Origin of the sequence: Microvirga sp. ACRRW (assembly GCF_022346925.1) — a bacterium.
Classification (GTDB): domain Bacteria; phylum Pseudomonadota; class Alphaproteobacteria; order Rhizobiales; family Beijerinckiaceae; genus Microvirga.
In genome coordinates, this window is record NZ_JAKRNJ010000004.1 from 192,421 (window position 1) to 210,347 (window position 17,927).

Here is a 17,927-nt window from a genome sequence, read left to right on the forward strand (position 1 = left end):
ATGGGTATGACGGAACAGGCTTTTTCCAATGTCGAGCCAGCCCGTTCTGAGGCTCCCGGGTTGCGCAGCATCGCTGCCGACTTCTCCTCCGACAGAACCGCCTTCAGGAATGTGTCGTGGGGCAAGGCGATGATGTGGATCTTCCTGCTCAGCGACACTTTCGTGTTCAGCAGTTTCCTGATCGCCTACATGACCGCCAGAATGTCCACGACGGTACCGTGGCCCAACTCCAGCGAAGTCTTCGCTCTGACTATCGGAGGCGTGACGCTGCCGCTGATCCTGATTGCCATCATGACCTTCGTTCTGATCAGCAGCAGCGGAACGATGGCCATGGCGGTGAACTTAGCCTATCGCCGCGACCGCCGGAAAACCGCTGCTCTGATGCTCGTGACAGCGCTCCTCGGCGCTACTTTCGTCGGCATGCAGGCTTTCGAGTGGACCAAGCTGATACATGAAGGCGTGCGACCTTGGGCCAATCCCTGGGGGGCAGCCCAGTTCGGCTCCACGTTCTTCATGATCACCGGCTTTCACGGCACTCACGTGACCTTCGGCGTCATCTTCCTGCTCATTGTCGCGCGCAAAGTCTGGCGCGGGGACTTCGATCATGAGCGGCGCGGCTTCTTCACCAGTCGAAGAGGAAACTACGAAGCTGTCGAGATCATGGGGCTTTATTGGCACTTCGTCGATCTGGTGTGGGTCTTCATCTTTGCCTTCTTCTATCTATGGTGAGTGTCATGGCACAGACAGCGACGCAGTCATCCACCCATGAACAGGGACAGCATCCCATCAAACTCTACCTCGTTGTCTGGGCGTGGCTGTTCATCTTGAGCACCGGCTCCTATCTGGTGGACTATTTCCAGCTTCAAGGCGGCCTCAGGTACTCCCTCATCCTCCTGTTCATGATGCTGAAGGCGGGCCTCATCGTCGCCGTCTTCATGCATATGGCCTGGGAGCGCTTGTCTCTGATCTATGCCATTCTCGTCCCCATGAGCGCCCTTCTGGTATTTGTCGCCATCATGGTTTTCGAGGCGGATCATACCCTTCTGTCGCGTCTCTCGTTCTTCGCGCCTGGAGGTTGAATTCCGAACCATCTGTTATCGATGATCCCGAAGACGGAGAGACCTTCATGGGTTCGAGCATTGTCCTCATCTGGATCGGCGCATTGCTCATCCTTTGCGGCGTGGTCTATGGGGCAGCTCTCGCTCTTTGGGGAGGCCGACTCAGCGATGCGAGACGCGACAGGCCGATGCGGGCGGGAGATAGCCTGGAGCCGAGGCAAAGCCCGAAATCATTCAGCATCAGGACGCATTGGCCCGCCTTGGCCATGATCCTGCTCGGGAGCATTCTCATCTTTACGGAAACCGCTTTCTGATATGCCGCTCAGAGCCCCGGCGGCACATCAACAGAGGCGAGCCGCGTCTGGGAGGCCAAGCGGATCGGCGCATTGACGGCTCCATAACCTTTATACTCGCGTCGTTCCACGATCTCGAAGAAAAATCCGCCTTCCATGGTTCTCGTATAGACCTGAAAAAACTCGCCCGCACCTTCCCTGTCATAGAGAATGTTGCCAGACCGCAGCCGCTCGACATCATCAGCGGAAAGATCCGTCCTGACCTCGAGGTCGTCGTAGTAGTTCTCCGGGATTGGCAGAAGCTCTACGCCGTTCTCTTTCAGCCGCGCAACCGTTGCGAAGATGTCGGAGGTTGCAAGGGCGATATGCTGCACCCCTGATCCGAACAGCTCATTCAAAAACCGTGACGACAGCGTGCGCTGGCTTTGCGAGGCGTTGAGGATCAGGCGCAGAGAGCCGTCCTTGGTTTCCATTGCCTGGCTCTGCACCACCCCGCCGGGATCGATCACGGTCTGAACGGGTGTTTTCTGCACATCCAGGAGCGAGGTGTAAAACAGAAGCCAGGTCAGCATTTCCTCGTAATGCATGGATTGGGAGATGTGATCGACAACGGTCAGCCCTGCTTCCTGTCCTTGATCCAGCTCGAGGGCCTCGAAATCGATATCCCACAAACGGTCGAGACCATTCATGCGATCCACAAAATACAGCAGGCTCCCACCGAGCCCACGGACCGCCGGAATATTCATTTCACCAGGCCCGACCGGTTGCTGAAACGGCTGGTCGAGCAGGGTAACGGCTCTGTTCACGGTCGCGGATGCATCAGTGGTGCGAAGCGCCAAGGCACACACAGAGGTTCCATGCGTAATATTGAAGGAATGGGCGAAGCCTTCTTTGTCGGCGTTCACCACAATGTTGATGTCTCCCTGCTGCCAGCGTGTCACGGCTTTGGAGCGATGATTGCCGGCCTTGCGGAAGCCGAGGCCTCTCAAAGTCTTTTCGAACCCCACGGCATTGCGTTCATCGACGGCGAACTCGATGAATTCGACACCCGAGCAGACGGCCTTGGATGGAATGTCCGGCAGATCGGCAATGGGTGATCCCGTACGCCGGCGCAATTCATCCAGCATGCCGATGAGAGAGCGATGCCCATCGATGGCGACGCTGCGTGCGGAACCTGCCCTGAAGCGGTCGTTGAAAATTTCCAGAGACAAGAGCCCGTCAAACCCGGTCGCATGCAGGGCGAGCATGAAATCGTCGACCGGGAGATCGCCCTGTCCCGGAAAGCAGCGATAGTGCCGACTCCAGGACAGGTAATCCATGTCGAGCCTCGGCGCGTCCGCCATCTGCACCAGGAAGATTTTTTCGGGAGGGATGGAGCGGATTGCCGACAGGTCGGTTCCTCGCGCGAGAATATGAAAAGAGTCGAGCACCAGACCGACGGACGGATGGTTGGCCCGGCGCACCACCTCCCAGGAATCCCGATAGTCGTGAATGTGCCGTCCCCATGAGAGGGCCTCGAAGGCAACCCTCATGCCTCGCTTCGCGGCACGCTCGCCGAGTTCATAAAAGTCGGCAGCAGCCCGTTCGATGCCGCCGAGAGAATCCGGCGAAACGTTGCTGCAGATCATCAGGAGATCGCAACCCAGTTCCTCCATGACGTCGAATTTGCGCTCGGCACGGGCGAAGACCTTGGAGCGCTGGGGCTCGGGCATACCCTCAAAATCGCGAAACGGCTGGAAGGTAATGGTCTTGAGCCCGAGATCCTCGATCATGCGCCTGGCATCGGCCGGTGTTCCATTGAAGGAGAGAAGATCATTCTCGAAAATCTCCACTCCCTTGAATTGAGCGGCTGCGATAGCCTCGATCTTCTCGGTGAGAGTTCCGCTCAAACAAACGGTGGCGATGGCGGTGCGCATGCTCTTGAATCCAGTTCCCTCGAAGTTTCAGGAGAGCGTCGGCCTGTCGGCTCGCTCTTTCTTTTTCATGTGATCGTTCCAGTAGCGAGCGCATGCTCGACGCCACCTGCGACGTGCCGACTGAGGACCTCACACGCCCGTGCAGAATCTCGCTGCAACGCACACTCCAGAAGAAGCTTATGCTCCTCGGAGGCTATGTCTCCGCGATAGCTCAAGGCGATCATCTGGTAGCGAAGGTATTTGTCAAAGACGGCCGCATGAGTGTCGATCAGCATTCTCGACCCGCAGGCAGAGATCAGGGCCTGATGGAACTGCCAATCATACTGCTTCCATTCCTCGGTATGGCTGCGATCTCCTTTGGCCATGCGCTCTTCCATGCGGGCCAGCCGATGATGCGCGGCAACGACACGCCCTTCCCACTCCATGTCACCGGCGCGGAAGGACTGCTCCATGGCGCGGCATTCCAGCAATTGCCGAAGAGCTGCAATCTCCCGCAGATTCGCGATAGAGACAGGCGTAACCTCGAAGCCTTTCTGTCCCTCTGCAACGACAAGCCTTTCGGATGAAAGACGATTGAGGATCTCGCGAAGCGTGCTGACGCTTGCTCCGTAATCGGATTTCAACTGCTCGAGCTTCAGCTTTCTGCCGGGCGCCAAGCGACCGAAGACAATGTCCGCCCGGATCTTGCGATAAGCGCTTTCTCCGATGCCTTGAAGCTGTGCATTGATGGGCATATCGTTCATCGCAACGCCCCACTGCCCAAGGTGTAGGCCACGCATCCGTTCACGTGGCGGCCAAGAATTTCGCAGGCGCGCGCGGCATCTCGCGTCAGGGCGCAATCCAAGAGGAGCCGATGCTCTTCGGCGGCAATTTCTCCGCGAAAGACGACTGCAACCATCTGATAGCGGAGATACTGATCGAAGACGCCGACATAGAGATCGAGAAGGGTCTGTGAACCACAGGCCTCGATCAGCGTCTGATGGAACTCCCGATCATATCGTTTCCAGAGTTCCACATCTTCTGTCTCGCCCGACAGCATCCGACGCTCCATGGCGGCAAGCTTGTAATGGGCAGCGACGACCCGGCTCTCCCATTCCAGATCACCGGCTGCAAAGGAGAGGGGCAACGCGTAGCTCTCAAGAAGCAGCCGCATCGCCGCCACATCTTGCAATCCTTCGGGTGAGACTGGAGTGACGCGGAAACCTCTTTGCTCCTCGGCAATCACCAGTCCTTCGGATGAAAGACGGCTTAGAATTTCCCGGACGGTGCTGACGCTCGCACCATATTCCTTCGCCAGACGGTCAAGGCGGAGCTTGCCGCCCGGCTCAAGGCGGCCGAACACGATATCGGCCCGGATGTGGGCATAGGCCCGATCCGCAATGGACGTCGCCAATAGTTCCATGCTCATGCCGCCACGCTTGCGAACACTTCCAAAGCCTCCCTTTGTATCTTCCTGCCCCTGCAAGATAGGACCAAACTCAAAATATCAGATGATTTTAATAAAACCCATTGATTTTGCAATTATCCGAGCAGATAATTTGGAAAAGACGCAGAAAAATGCGCGCAGACATCAGGAGAGGAACACATGTCACTTGGTATCAACCGCCGCTTATTGATGGCCGCAGGCGCGGCCGTGCTGGCCTGTAGCATCGCTGGTCCCGTCATGGCCCAGTCGCCCCAGAACCTGCGCTTCTCAGCAGTGTTTTCGGAGCAGGACATCCGCGCTCAGATGATGAAGCGCTTCGGGGAAGAGGTTACAGGCCAAGGCTTTACCCTTCAGCCTTACTATGGCGGCACTCTGTTCAAGCAGGGCACCGAACTTGTCGCCATGCAGCGCGGCAACCTGGAAATGGGCAATATCGCGCCACAGGACATCTCCAATCAGATTCCGGCCTGGTCTATCGTGACATCCGCCTATCTCTTTCGCGATGCCGAGCACATGAAGAAGGTCTTTGCCAGCGATGTCGGCCAGCAGCTCAAGAAAATGGCCTCCGATCAATTGGGCATTCACATTCTCGGGCCGACCTATTTTGGAGCCCGGCATGTCGGCCTGAAACCGAACAAGAAGATCAACACCCCTGCGGATCTCGCCGGCGTCAAGCTGCGCATGCCCGGCGGCGATGCCTGGCAGTTCCTCGGACAATCGCTTGGCGCGAACCCCACGCCCATGGCCTATGCCGAGGTCTATACGGGCCTCCAGACGGGCGCCATCGACGGGCAGGACAACCCTCTCCCCAACGTGGAGAACATGAAGTTCTATGAGGTGATGTCACAGATCGCCCTGACGTCGCATCTGGTCGGCTTCGATGTTCTGGCTGTGTCGAACAAGGTCTGGAATGCCATGTCCCCCGAGAAGCAGGCCGCTTTCCAGGCTGCTGCTGACAAGGCGATCGAGTGGAGCACGCAGGAGCACCTGAAGAAGGAGGCCGAGCTTGCCACTTTCTTCAAGAGCAAGGGCCTTGAGATCTACACTCCCGACCAGAAAGCCTTCCGCGACTATGCGCAGAAGAAATATCTGGCCTCCGACCTCGCCAAGAGCTGGCAGCCGGGCATGCTGGACAAGATCAACGCCATGTAACCAAGCCATGAGCCGCCGGAGAACCGCACTCCGGCGGCTTCTTTGCTCAAGTCAAACCGATGCAGGGCGGATCGGCGCACCTGCAAGGGAGCCCTTGCCATGCCTGCCTCTATACGAGTCATCGGCCAATGGTTTGCGCGTCGCGCCGAGAACGTGATCGCCGCAATGCTGGCTGCCATGTTTTTGGCCTTCATTCTTCAGATCGTGTTTCGCTATGTCTTCGGCCTGCCCATCGGCTGGACCCATGAGGTGAGCGTCATCCTTTGGGTTTGGCTCGTGTTATGGGGCGCGGCCTTCGTTCTGAGCGAACGCGAAGAGATCCGCTTCGACATCATTTACGGCGCGGTCGGCCCGGGCGCACGCCGGATCATGTGCATCATCACGGCCGCCGTGTTGATCGCGCTCTACGCCATCTCGTTCCCAGCCGTTCTCGATTACGTCAGCTTCATGAAGGTCGAGAAGACCGCCTATCTGAAGATCCGGTTCGATTACCTGTTCTCGATCTACATTTTCTTCGTGATCGCCACAATCATTCGCTACATCTGGCTCGCTTGGCAGGCGATGCGCGGTGTTGCGCCGGATGAGTTCGACCCCACCAAAGCGAGTTCCGGCGTATGAACCTTGCCAGCCCCTTCTCGCTCGCGCTTGTCGCAATCACCGCTCTTGCTTTCCTCGGGCTGCCCATCGGCCATTCGATGATCGCCGGATCGATCCTCTATCTTCTCCTCGCAGGACAGGATATGGGCACCGCCGCCGAGCAACTCTTGAACGGAATGTACTCGAACTACGTCATTCTCTCCGTTCCGCTCTTTATCCTCGCCGCCGAGTTCATGAACATCGGCAGCATGACCGACAGGCTCATGACGTTCTGCAACGCTCTCGTCGGGCGTTTCCGCGGCGGACTTGCGCATGTCAACATCCTGCAGAGCATCATCTTCGCCGGCATGTCCGGCTCCGCCATCGCGGATGCCGCCGGTACCGGCCGCATGATGCAGGTGATGATGACCCGCGACGGACGTTATCCGCCGAGCTATGCCGCGGCGCTGACGGCAGTATCCTCGGTGATTGGGCCGATCATTCCACCTTCCATTCCCATGGTGCTCTATGCGCTGGTTTCCGATGCCTCCATCGGTTTCCTGTTTCTCGGCGGCGTCATTCCAGGATTGCTGATGGCATTGAGCCAGATGGTCATCGTGGCCATCACCGCCAAGCGCAAAAACTTTCCGGTCGAGAAACCAATCCCTTTGCGCAAAATCCCACGGATCACGTGGGAGGCCTTCCCCTCGCTGATGATGCCCGTCGTTCTTCTCGGCGGCATCTATAGCGGCGTCATGACGCCGACCGAAGCCGCCGCCGTCGCGGCAGCCTACGCCCTGATCATCTCAGCCGGCCTCTATCGCAGCGTGAGCTGGCGCGACTTCTACAAGTCGCTTGCCGTTAGCGCCAGGACAACGTCCTCGATTGGCATGCTGATTGCAGGCTCCCTCGTGTTCAACTACGTCATTACGGTCGAGAACATTCCGGAAGGTGTGAAATCGCTTCTGTCAGCCTGGGACCTGTCGCCCATCGGCTTCTTGATCCTCGTCAACGTCTTGCTTCTTCTTCTGGGCTGCGTGCTCGAGGGAACGGCGATCCTTCTCATTGTCGTGCCGGTTTTCATTCCAACGGCTCAGGCGCTCGGCATCGACCTTGTTCATTTCGGCGTCGTTGTGGTCGTCAACATCATGATTGGGTTGATCACGCCGCCTTACGGGCTGCTCCTGTTCATCATGGCAAACATATCGGGCGAGCCGCTGCGCGACATCGTCCGCGATACGCTGCCGTTCCTCTTTGCGATGATCGTTGCCCTCGCCATCCTGACCTTCGTTCCAGAAACCGTCCTCTGGCTGCCCAGGATGTTCGGGTATCAGGGATGACCACCTCATCTTCAGAGATGCATATTGATGAGCAAACCCATCTATATCCTCAACGGCCCGAACCTGAATCGCCTCGGAACTCGGGAACCTGAGATCTACGGGCGCACGACCTTGGCAGAGGTCGAAGCCATGTGCCGAGAGGCTGCGGCAGGCCTCACAATCGTTTTCCGGCAATCCAACCGCGAATACGAGATCATCGATTGGGTACACGAAGCCATTGATGAGGGCAGCGGGATCATCATCAACCCTGCGGCATTCACCTTCACCTCCATGGCGATCATGGATGCATTGAAGATGTTTCCCGGACCAATCATCGAACTGCACATCTCCAATATTCACAAGCGCGAGCCGATCTACCACAAATCCTATGTCTCTCCGATTGCAACAGCCGTCATCGCGGGCCTTGGCACGGATGGCTATCGGACCGCAGTCAAGGCTATGCTCACAATGACCGCAACTCTGCCCGCTGGCACCTGAATCCCATGGCGATAGAGTCATCACCGGTCGACGGAGATCGAACTCAGGATCCATCAGATTGGCCATCCGTCTTGGTTGGACTGGTCGGATCTGGCATCCAGGCATCGCGTACGCCGCGGCTTCACGAGCGCGAAGGTGCACGACAGGGATTGCGCTATGTCTACAAGTTGATCGACTTGGAAGCTCTGGATCTCGATGCGAGTGCTCTTGCCGATATTCTGACAGCGGCGCAGCACCTCGGCTTCGCCGGCCTCAACATCACTCATCCCTGCAAGCAGGCCGTGATCCCGCTTCTCGATGAGCTTTCGCCAGATGCTGCTGCGCTTGGAGCAGTAAATACTGTCGTCCTAAAGGAAGGCAAGCGCGTCGGCCACAACACCGATTGGTGGGGATTTGCGGAGAGCTTCAGGCGCGAACTTCCCGACGTCCGAAAGGATCGTGTGGTCCAGTTCGGCGCAGGCGGTGGCGGAGCGGCAGTCGCCCATGCCCTGTTGGCGTCAGGCGTCGGCGAAGTCACGATCATCGACACTCATGAAGAGCGCGCCCATCAGCTCGCAGAATCCTTAAGAGAGCGGTTCGCTTCTGCGCAGGTATCCGCAAGTGCGCACTGCATCTCCCCCCTGGAAAGTGCCGATGGCATAGTGAATACAACGCCGCTTGGCATGGCGAAGTATCCTGGCATGGCCTTGCCGCCGGAATTGCTGCGGCCTGATTTGTGGGTCGCCGACATCGTCTATTTTCCCCTGGAAACGGAACTGTTGCGTGAGGCCCGTGCCTGCGGCTGCCGTACCATGTCCGGCGGCGGCATGGCGGTCTTTCAAGCGGTCGGCGCATTTCGTCTCTTCACGGGTCTCGAGCCGGACGCTGAGCGTATGCTCGCCCACTTCGAAGAGATGTAAGGCCTCCCATTCAACGCCATCGGCAGCGCCTCTGCCCCGTTGCAGCGAACCGGGACTTGGATCATCGGTCAGCATAATTTTACGGCCCAGCTTCACCCATGAGGAAGAATGCCGGGGAACCGGCAACTCCATAAGGAGGTTTAAGCATATGCCAAGCCTGTCCGGCTGGCGCGTGGTAAAAGAGGTTCCGTCGCCGATGGCAAACAATCCGGCAGTTCAGCAATCTGGTTCGCCCCGATCTCCATCAGCGCTCGCAACAATGGCGGCAGTCGTGGCAGGCTGGGCGCTGATCCGCCTTGTCGCCGGAGGGGAACGCCAGCGCGTTGCCGTTCCAGGGCATACCTCAAACAGACGGGCCCCTCAAACTGGTCCGCAACGAGACACGGGATTTACCGAGAAGGAGCATGCCGATCCTCATGCCGCGGCACAAGAAAGAGGGCGTGGACGCGAGGCGGAAACGCCTACGCAGATTCCGGCCAAAGGCTGGAAGGATATTCTTTGGCGCACTTATGAGGAGTTCGGCAAGGACCGGATCACATCGGTCGCAGCGGGTGTAACCTATTATGCCCTTCTCGCGGTCTTTCCTGCCATCGCCGCGCTGGTTTCGATTTATGGCCTCTTTGCTGATCCTGCCTCGATTCAGGATCATCTCAACGCCATGTCTGGTATTATGCCCGGTGGCGCGATGGAAATTATTGGCGATCAGGTTAAACGCATCGCATCCAAGGGAGGAGGAGCATTGGGCTTTGGCTTTATCTTTGGCCTTGCCATCTCTCTCTGGAGCGCCAATGCCGGTATGAAGGCCGTATTCGACGCCTTGAACATCGTCAATGACGAGGAGGAAAAGCGCAGCTTCATTCGGCTGAATATGACCTCTCTTACCTTCACCCTCTGCGCCATTCTGTTCATCCTCGTTGCGCTTGCGGGTATTGTCGTTCTGCCGATCGTTCTAAACTTCGTCGGCCTTGGAGAAGGCACAGAGTGGCTGGTCTCGCTCATGCGCTGGCCCATTCTCCTCATCGGAGTGACACTTGGACTGTCCTTGATCTATCGTTTCGGACCGAGCCGGGACAAAGCCGAATGGCGCTGGGTGACTCCGGGAGGCATTGTCGCGGCCGTGTTGTGGATTGCCGTCTCGATGCTCTTCTCTTGGTACGTCTCGAGCTTCGGCAGCTACAATGAAACTTACGGCTCTCTCGGCGCCGTCATCGGCTTCATGACTTGGATCTGGCTTTCAAGCATCATCATTCTGCTCGGCGCCGAGATCAATGCCGAGATGGAGCACCAAACGGTCCATGACACCACGGAAGGCGCTCACCAGCCCATGGGTGTACGTGGTGCAAAGATGGCCGATACTGTGGGCGTGGCGAAGACTTGATACACCCCTTCATCAAAGATGATGTTTGTAACGTGGTCAACGCGAAGTCCTTTAAGCGGCCTCAGATTATTCTGCGGCCTGAGACTCCGCGACATAGCGCATGCGTGCAGCGCTGTCCGGCTCGACATCATTAGCAGCGCACCAACGGGCAAACGCTGAAGGCTCGATCAGGACCCGCTCAATTTCCAGACCTGCCTGCATCCCGACGCTCTCGTTATTTTCTGCCGCAGCAAGCCATTGCTCATAGGACGGAGCAAGATTATGGCGGTCGATCATCATGCTACGGATGTCAGGATAGTCTTCTCGCCTATACCACGGCAGAGCGATTTTTCGCTTCGTCTCCGACACACACATTCTTCCAAAGATAGTGACATCGAGCCCTTGCGCTGCTCGAAGGGCTCGATGTCATCCTGTATTTCAGCTCAAAAGGTAGAGAACCGCAGGGACTGCTGCCAGAAGGCTCGCGGAAGTAAACAGTACAAGACGATGATCAGGATTGGCAATACGACGCACCTTGCGAGCTGTGACCCCCGCTTCCATGCTCCAGCCGTTCATGCAGGAACAGAGAAGCCGATGGGCTGAACGTTCGGAAAGATCGAAATATTCCATGGCGTCGCCCAACTTGTCGCCTTTCAAACCGTCTGCACGCAGAACCGGGTCTTCAAAGGCGACAGTGATGGGAGACTCGTCCGACCTTAGCTCGGGCCTTTTCTCTTCCGGAGTGAACTCGATCTCGCCCAGCGAGCGCAATCGCCGTTTCGGCTGGCGCTCCAACAATTCCGCCCAACGATCAAGACGCTCACGCCGGGACAGGAAACCTTGCTTGAACTCAACTACCTCAGCAACGCCACGCAGTGTCTCTACAGGCTTATGTTCCATCGGTATTCTCCGCAATGGGAGCCGGCCCTGAAGCCAAGGCCGAGCCCTGGGAAGGTGATGATGGAACGAGTCATAGGCTTTTTTACGTCAACGAGGATCAAAAGAGGGTCTCGTGAGGGTGAGCGACATGCTCGTGGAAGATGGCCCCGGTCGCAGCTTCTACCTCTTTCAGCACAACGTCATAACCCCAAAGGTTGGCGACCATCTGCAGGACACGCTGTGCGTCATCCTTGTGCAGAAGCGTGCGGTTGAGAACCTGATGATGGAGGATAAGGCGCCGGTCACCGGCAAGGTCCACATCCACCACCTGAATGTCCGGATCGCTCCAGCCCACGTCATAATGGCGTGAGAGTGCACGACGCAAGCGGCGATAACCCCGCTCATCATGAATGGCCTCAATGAGCAGTTCCGGACGGTCCGGATCGTCCATCAAGTGGAACATGCGCCATTGCCGCATGAGATTCGGGCTCAAGAATTGGGAGATGAAACTCTCATCGCGATAATTTGCCCATATATCGCGCAGAACTCCCATGGCATCGTCGCAACCTGCGATATCCGGGAACCACTCACGATCCTCTGCCGCCGGCTGCGTGCAGATACGTTCGATATCCTGCATCATTCCGAAGCCGAGAGCGTAAGGATTGATGCCGCCGAAATGCGGATCGTCATATTCCGGTTGGCGAGTGACATTGGTGTGGGATTGCAGGAATTCCAGAAATGCGCCGTCGCTGATCTGCCGCGTCTCATGAAGCCGGGTCATGATGCGGTAATGGCAATAGGTCGCGCACCCCTCGTTCATCACCTTTGTCTGGCGCTGAGGATAAAAATACTGGGCGATCTGGCGGACGATACGCAGGATCTCACGCTGCCAAGGCTGGAGACGCGGAGCGGATTTTTCGAGAAAATAGAGGATGTTCTCCTGCGGCAACTCCAGAAGAGCGCGTCGTCGATCATCACTCAAAGCCGACTTGGGAGCGTTGCCCTTGGAAGGAACGGTGCGCCACAGGTCGTTGAAGGTCTGCTCCCGGTGGATCTGCCGTTCACGCTCACGACGCTCCTCTGAGCGCAGGTCCGGCCGCTTCTTGCGGGGATAGCGATGGACGCCATGAGACATGAGAGCGTGGGCAGCATCGAGAATCTTCTCTACCGCATTTTGCCCGTGACGCTCCTCGCAACGAGCAATGTAGCTCTTGGCAAACTCCAAGTAATCGAGGATGCCGTCCGCATCCGTCCATTCCTTGAAAAGATAGTTGTTCTTGAAGAAATGGTTATGGCCAAAGGCTGCATGCGCGATCACCAACGTCTGCATCGTCGCCGTGTTCTCCTCCATGATGTAGGAGATGCAAGGATTCGAATTAATGACGATTTCATAAGCCAGGCCCATGAGACCTTGCCTGTAACCCGCCTCATGAGTGGCGAAGTGCTTACCGAACGACCAATGCTTGTAGAACAGAGGCATGCCGATAGAGGCATAGGCATCCAACATCTGCTCAGCCGTAATCACTTCAATCTGATTGGGATAGACATCGAGCCCCAATTCGCCGAGGGCGATCTTCTCAATCGCATCATAGACTCGCTGGATCGCACCAAAATCCCAATCTGCGCCATGAAACAGGAGAGTATCTTCCTTGGTCCGGCTCATGGCGCCTTTGCCTCGACAGCATCGCGGCGTCTGAACAGCTCGCGGAAGACGGGGTAGATTTCTCGGCGATGATTGACCTTGCGCATGGCGATGTTGGAGCCTTCATCCTGCAACGCCTCGTAAGTTTGCCACAGAGCCGTCTTGTGATTGATGAACCCTGCCTGCATCCGATCATGATCGCTACCGACTTCGAGATAAGCATAGTACTGGCAGGCCGGCAGGATCACATCTCTCAACAAAGTAGCACTGGTGGCGCCGTCATTGGGCGAGTTATCGCCATCGGAAGCCTGCGCGGCATAAATGTTCCAGCTCTCGGGCGGATACCGCTCCGTCACAATCCGCTCCATTTCGCGCAAGGCCGATGAGACGACGGTGCCGCCCGTCTCTGGAGAGTGAAAGAACGTCTCTTCATCCACTTCCTTTGCCTCATGGGTGTGACGAATGAAGACGATCTCCACATGCTTGTAGCGCCGGGTCAGGAAAATATAGAGCAGCATGTAGAAGCGCTTAGCGAGGTCCTTCATGTGCTCCGTCATGGATCCGGACACATCCATGAGACAGAACATGACTGCCTGAGCCACAGGCCGCGAGATCGGTTCGAAGCGGCGGTATCGCAGGTCGAACGGGTCGATATAAGGAAAGCGCCTAGCCCGTTGCTGCAGCTTCTCCAGCCTCTCCCGCAGCTCCATGAGCTTGTCGCTCTCGCCTTCCTTTTCGAGAAGCGCGATCTCCTCTTCCAGCTCCAGCAACTCGCTGGACTTCGGTCGTCTCATGGCGATCCGTCGCGACAGCGCATTTCGCATGGAGCGCAGCAAGGCGAGATTGACGGGCGATCCGGTCACGGAATAGCCGGCTCGCCGCATCCCTTGTACCTCGACCGTTGCAAGGCGGCGCTTGGCGAGGTCGGGGAGTTCCAGATCCTCAAGGAAAAGCTCAAGGAACTCCTCCCGGCTCAAAGCAAAGCGGAAATCATCCTCACCCTCGCCGCTGTTGCCGGCAGAGGAGCCTCCACCGCCTCCGCCTGGCGGACGATCAACCGTGTCTCCCTCAACGAAACGCTTGTTTCCCGGAAGAATGTGATCGTTGACTCCGCCCTCGCCTGAGCGGCGGAAGCTTGGCTCCCGCACACCATCGGCTGGAATCGAGACCTCCCCTCCTCTTTCGAGATCGGTGATGTCGCGTTCTCCAGCCGTCTGTCGCACGGCTCGCTGAATCTGCGCTTTAGCACGACGAAGAAAGCGTTGGCGGTTGGCAAGGCTCTTGCCACCAGGGTTGAGGCGTCTGTCGATGATGTACATAGGAACGCCTGCTCCGCCTCCGTTTTCTGTCAGCCCGCCTGCTTCACACGCATGTACCATTCCACCAAGCGTCGCACTTGCCGCTCGGTATAACCTCGCTCCATCATCCGCTGCACGAACTCGCCGTGCTTTTTCTCGGTCTCGCTGTCCTTCTTCGAACCAAAGCTGATAACGGGGAGCAATTCTTCAACCTGCGAGAACATGCGGCGCTCGATGACGTCGCGTATTTTCTCATAGCTCGTCCAGGAAGGATTGCGTCCGTTGTTGCCGGCCCGGGCTCGCAAAGAGAATTTCACCACTTCGTTACGGAAGTCTTTCGGATTCGCGATGCCTGCCGGCTTCTCAATCTTCGTGAGCTCCTGATTCAACAGCTCCCTATTGAGCAGCTGGCCGGTATCCGGATCCTTGAAGTCCTGATCTTCGATCCAGGCATCCGCATAGGATACATAGCGGTCGAAGAGATTCTGGCCGTAATCGTGATAGGATTCGAGATAGGCTTTCTGGATTTCATGACCGATGAAGTCGGCATATCGAGGCGCGAGTTCACCCTTTATGAATTCAAGGTAGCGTCTTTCCACGTCCTGCTGCAACTGTTCACGCCGGAGCGATTGTTCAAGCACATACATGAGGTGAACGGGGTCAGCCGCAACCTCGATGGTGTCATGGTTGAACGTGGCCGCAAGAACCTTGAAGGCAAAGCGGGTCGAGATCCCGTCCATGCCCTCGTCGACGCCGGCTGCATCCTTGTACTCCTGCAGGCTGCGCGCGCGAGGGTCGACCTCGCGGAGGCTCTCGCCGTCATAGACCCGCATCTTCGAATAGAAGTTCGAGTTCTCGTGAGGGCGCAAGCGCGACAGAACAGAGAAGCGCGCCAGCATCTCCAGCGTGGCGGGAGCGCATGGGGCCGCTGCAAGTTCCGAACCACGGATCAGCTTCTCGTAAATCTTCTGCTCTTCCGTGACTCGCAGGCAGTAGGGGACCTTGATCACATAAATGCGATCAATGAATGCCTCGTTGTTCTTATTCGCCTTGAAGCTCTGCCACTCGGCTTCGTTGGAATGCGCTAGGATAATGCCGGTAAAGGGGATGGAGCCGATATTCTCCGTACCGACATAGTTTCCTTCCTGCGTCGCCGTCAGGAGAGGATGAAGCATCTTGATTGGCGCTTTGAACATCTCGACGAATTCGAGAATGCCCTGGTTGGCCCGGTTGAGACCACCAGAATAACTGTAAGCGTCAGGGTCGGCCTGGGAAAGGGTCTCGAGCTTGCGGATATCGACCTTGCCGACCAGGGAAGAAATATCCTGGTTGTTCTCGTCGCCAGGCTCCGTCTTGGCGATTGCGATTTGCCGCAACCGGGACGGATTGATCTTCACCACGCGGAACTTGGAAATATCGCCGTGGAACTCGTCGAGCCGCTTGATGGCCCAGGGGCTGAGAAGGTTGGTCAGGCGGCGGCTCGGAATTCCGTATCTTTCCTCCAATACGGGTCCCATTTGCTCCGGATCGAACAGACCCAAAGGGCTTTCGAAAACGGGACTGATCTCGTCTCCCGCCTTGAGCACATAAATGGGATGAACTTCCATGAGTGCCTTGAGACGCTCGGCAAGAGAGGATTTGCCACCGCCGACCGGGCCGAGAAGGTAGAGGATTTGCTTGCGCTCCTCCAAGCCCTGCGCCGCATGGCGGAAGAAGCTCACGATCATCTCGATCGTTTCTTCCATACCGTAGAATTCGGAGAAGGCCGGATAGACGCGGATCGTGCGGTTCATGAAGATGCGTCCGAAGCGCGCATCCTTCGACGTATCGACAAGTTCCGGCTCGCCGATTGCCGCCAGGATGCGCTCTGGAGCGCTGGCATACATCATGGGATTATCGCGGCACCCTTCCAGGTATTCCGCAAGAGTCAGTTCCGTCTCTCGGCGATTCTCATAGGACTTCAGGAAACTCGAGAACAGGTCGTCGGAATGATGCATGGCGCCACCGCAATCAGATCCCTCTCGGAGATAACGATTCTGCACCGCTAAGGTTGCCCAGACCATGCGGTGCGAAGATGCGTCAGAACGTGCCTATGGCAGCTTCCCCTCTTCCCCAGCGCGACTTGTGCGATGCGGTGGGACGCCCGGATCTGAAGGAGCATCCATGTCGATCGCGAGCCGTCTTTCCTACCTAGCCTCACGGATTGCTGCTGGCACGACAAGTTAAAATTTCTTTCGAGCATTCAACTCCGATGTGCTGCTTTGCCGCCACTTCAAATCCATGCCCACTTCGCAACACGTCGTAGCCCTCTCTTGATGAGGTAGTTCGTCAGGCAGCGAAAACTAGGAGGAGGGCTAAATTTTGATGATATACTGTTATATTATCCGGATGGCCTTATTCCTTCATTTAAAGCTCTCCGTTTGCGGCTGACGCATTGACGCCGGGCATGTCTAACCTATCGTCTGCTCCAGCGGAAAGTTGGCAGACGCCGGCTTCATCCCTGCAGGAGAATCCCGTGACCAAAGCATTCGGCTATGCCGCCCAGGACCCGACCACTCCGCTTGCTCCGTTCAGTTTCGAACGTCGTGAACCGCGCGAGCGTGATGTTCAGATCGAGATTCTCTATTGTGGGGTCTGCCACTCCGATCTTCATACCGTCCGCGGCGAATGGGGCGGCACGCTTTATCCTAGCCTTCCCGGTCACGAAATCGTGGGCAGGGTCACGCAGGTTGGAAGCGGCGTCCAAAAATTCAAAGCCGGCGATCTCGTCGGTGTCGGTTGCATGGTGGATTCCTGCCGGACCTGCAACAGCTGCCGGGAAGGGCTGGAGCAGTATTGTGAGGTTGGGTTCACAGGCACCTATAACGGCCCGGAACAGGGTACCGGCGCGAACACCTATGGCGGCTATTCCGACAGCATCGTGGTCGATGAGAGCTTCGTCCTGCGCATTCCCGGCAATCTTGACCCTGCCGCCGCAGCTCCGCTGCTGTGCGCGGGCATCACGACCTATTCCCCCTTACGCCGGTGGCGCGTTCAGCCAGGCCAGAAGGTCGGCGTCGTCGGCCTGGGTGGTCTTGGCCATATGGCCGTCAAGCTCGCCCGCGCCATGGGCGCCCATGTTGTGCTGTTCACCACCTCGCCCAACAAGCGGGAAGATGCTCTGGCCCTTGGGGCGCACGAGGTGGTGGTCTCAAAGGACCCGGAAGCCATGGCGGCCCACCGCAACAGCTTCAACTTCATTCTTGATACCGTGGCTGCTCCGCACGACCTCGATTCCTATCTCGTGCTCCTCGCTCGCGACGGCATCATGGTGTTGGTCGGCGCGCCGGCCGAGCCGCATCCGGCTACGACCGTATTTAACCTCATCATGAAGCGGCGCCAGCTTGCCGGCTCCCTGATTGGCGGCATCGCCGAGACGCAGGAAATGCTCGATTTCTGCGCTGAGCATGGAATTACCTCTGAGATCGAGATGATCCCGATCCAGAAGATCAACGAAGCCTATGAGAGGATGCTCAAGAGCGATGTCAAATATCGCTTCGTGATCGACATGGCCTCGCTGAAACAGGACGCGGCCGCATAGCGGCCTCGGATGAAAGCCAAGGCACCCAACGCAC

At 57.4% G+C, this 17,927-nt stretch carries 18 protein-coding genes; 10 read left to right on the top strand and 8 right to left on the bottom strand.

Going from position 1 to position 17,927, the window contains the following annotated elements:
- The first annotated feature begins 6 nt into the window (after nt 1–6).
- The 3 genes from MHY87_RS11090 to MHY87_RS11100 are packed head-to-tail and all read left to right on the top strand — an operon-like array spanning nt 7 to nt 1,372.
- Complete coding sequence (locus MHY87_RS11090; RefSeq protein WP_239351756.1) at nt 7–729, top strand: heme-copper oxidase subunit III family protein; 723 nt, start codon at nt 7–9, stop codon at nt 727–729.
- A 5-nt stretch (nt 730–734) separates the two neighbouring features.
- Nucleotides 735–1,079: a cytochrome C oxidase subunit IV family protein gene (locus MHY87_RS11095; protein ID WP_239351757.1), complete on the top strand. Its 345-nt coding sequence runs from the start codon at nt 735–737 to the stop codon at nt 1,077–1,079.
- A 47-nt stretch (nt 1,080–1,126) separates the two neighbouring features.
- Nucleotides 1,127–1,372, top strand: coding sequence for a hypothetical protein (locus MHY87_RS11100; RefSeq protein ID WP_239351758.1), 246 nt, complete (start codon nt 1,127–1,129; stop codon nt 1,370–1,372).
- A gap of 8 nt (nt 1,373–1,380) precedes the next feature.
- On the opposite strand, the gene MHY87_RS11105 is transcribed toward MHY87_RS11100, so the two are convergent.
- The 3 genes from MHY87_RS11105 to MHY87_RS11115 all read right to left on the bottom strand — a co-directional run bounded on the left by MHY87_RS11105 (nt 1,381) and on the right by MHY87_RS11115 (nt 4,675).
- Nucleotides 1,381–3,267 carry a bifunctional sugar phosphate isomerase/epimerase/4-hydroxyphenylpyruvate dioxygenase family protein gene (locus MHY87_RS11105; RefSeq protein WP_239351759.1) on the bottom strand — a complete coding sequence of 629 codons (1,887 nt, stop codon included), beginning with the start codon at nt 3,265–3,267 and terminating at the stop codon, nt 1,381–1,383.
- Nucleotides 3,268–3,332: 65 nt separating this feature from the next.
- Nucleotides 3,333–4,001, bottom strand: coding sequence for a GntR family transcriptional regulator (locus MHY87_RS11110; protein ID WP_370644915.1), 669 nt, complete (start codon nt 3,999–4,001; stop codon nt 3,333–3,335).
- 5 nt (nt 4,002–4,006) lie between these two features.
- Nucleotides 4,007–4,675 carry a GntR family transcriptional regulator gene (locus MHY87_RS11115; protein ID WP_239351762.1) on the bottom strand — a complete coding sequence of 223 codons (669 nt, stop codon included), beginning with the start codon at nt 4,673–4,675 and terminating at the stop codon, nt 4,007–4,009.
- 177 nt (nt 4,676–4,852) lie between these two features.
- On the opposite strand from MHY87_RS11115, the gene dctP reads away from it, so the two are divergent.
- The 6 genes from dctP (at nt 4,853) to MHY87_RS11145 (ending at nt 10,515) form a co-directional block, all read left to right on the top strand.
- On the top strand, nt 4,853–5,845 hold the full coding sequence (gene dctP, locus MHY87_RS11120) for a TRAP transporter substrate-binding protein DctP (RefSeq protein WP_239351764.1): 993 nt from the start codon (nt 4,853–4,855) through the stop codon (nt 5,843–5,845).
- Nucleotides 5,846–5,944: 99 nt separating this feature from the next.
- Nucleotides 5,945–6,463 (top strand): TRAP transporter small permease, encoded by a 519-nt coding sequence (locus MHY87_RS11125; RefSeq protein WP_239351766.1) that lies wholly within the window; start codon nt 5,945–5,947, stop codon nt 6,461–6,463.
- Entirely contained in the window at nt 6,460–7,761 is a 1,302-nt protein-coding gene (locus MHY87_RS11130; protein WP_239351768.1) for a TRAP transporter large permease, read from the top strand. The genes MHY87_RS11125 and MHY87_RS11130 overlap by 4 nt, the downstream gene beginning before the upstream one ends.
- A gap of 27 nt (nt 7,762–7,788) precedes the next feature.
- Nucleotides 7,789–8,238, top strand: coding sequence for a type II 3-dehydroquinate dehydratase (locus tag MHY87_RS11135; protein WP_239351770.1), 450 nt, complete (start codon nt 7,789–7,791; stop codon nt 8,236–8,238).
- Between the two features lie 5 nt (nt 8,239–8,243).
- Nucleotides 8,244–9,137, top strand: coding sequence for a shikimate dehydrogenase (locus MHY87_RS11140; protein ID WP_239351772.1), 894 nt, complete (start codon nt 8,244–8,246; stop codon nt 9,135–9,137).
- 196 nt (nt 9,138–9,333) lie between these two features.
- A complete protein-coding gene (locus MHY87_RS11145) occupies nt 9,334–10,515 on the top strand; it encodes a YihY/virulence factor BrkB family protein (RefSeq protein WP_239352262.1) in 1,182 nt (393 codons plus the stop codon).
- Between the two features lie 66 nt (nt 10,516–10,581).
- Here MHY87_RS11145 and MHY87_RS11150 read toward each other — a convergent pair whose 3' ends face one another.
- The 5 genes from MHY87_RS11150 to MHY87_RS11170 all read right to left on the bottom strand — a co-directional run bounded on the left by MHY87_RS11150 (nt 10,582) and on the right by MHY87_RS11170 (nt 16,310).
- Nucleotides 10,582–10,794: a hypothetical protein gene (locus MHY87_RS11150; RefSeq protein ID WP_239351773.1), complete on the bottom strand. Its 213-nt coding sequence runs from the start codon at nt 10,792–10,794 to the stop codon at nt 10,582–10,584.
- A gap of 138 nt (nt 10,795–10,932) precedes the next feature.
- Nucleotides 10,933–11,394 carry a hypothetical protein gene (locus tag MHY87_RS11155; RefSeq protein ID WP_239351774.1) on the bottom strand — a complete coding sequence of 154 codons (462 nt, stop codon included), beginning with the start codon at nt 11,392–11,394 and terminating at the stop codon, nt 10,933–10,935.
- A gap of 97 nt (nt 11,395–11,491) precedes the next feature.
- A complete protein-coding gene (locus MHY87_RS11160; protein ID WP_239351775.1) occupies nt 11,492–13,036 on the bottom strand; it encodes a SpoVR family protein in 1,545 nt (514 codons plus the stop codon).
- On the bottom strand, nt 13,033–14,334 hold the full coding sequence (locus MHY87_RS11165) for a YeaH/YhbH family protein (protein WP_239351776.1): 1,302 nt from the start codon (nt 14,332–14,334) through the stop codon (nt 13,033–13,035). Before MHY87_RS11165 ends, MHY87_RS11160 begins: the two co-directional genes overlap by 4 nt.
- 29 nt (nt 14,335–14,363) lie before the next feature.
- Nucleotides 14,364–16,310 (bottom strand): PrkA family serine protein kinase, encoded by a 1,947-nt coding sequence (locus tag MHY87_RS11170; protein WP_239351777.1) that lies wholly within the window; start codon nt 16,308–16,310, stop codon nt 14,364–14,366.
- A gap of 518 nt (nt 16,311–16,828) precedes the next feature.
- On the opposite strand from MHY87_RS11170, the gene MHY87_RS11175 reads away from it, so the two are divergent.
- Nucleotides 16,829–17,893: an NAD(P)-dependent alcohol dehydrogenase gene (locus tag MHY87_RS11175; RefSeq protein WP_239351778.1), complete on the top strand. Its 1,065-nt coding sequence runs from the start codon at nt 16,829–16,831 to the stop codon at nt 17,891–17,893.
- Nucleotides 17,894–17,927 lie beyond the last annotated feature (34 nt).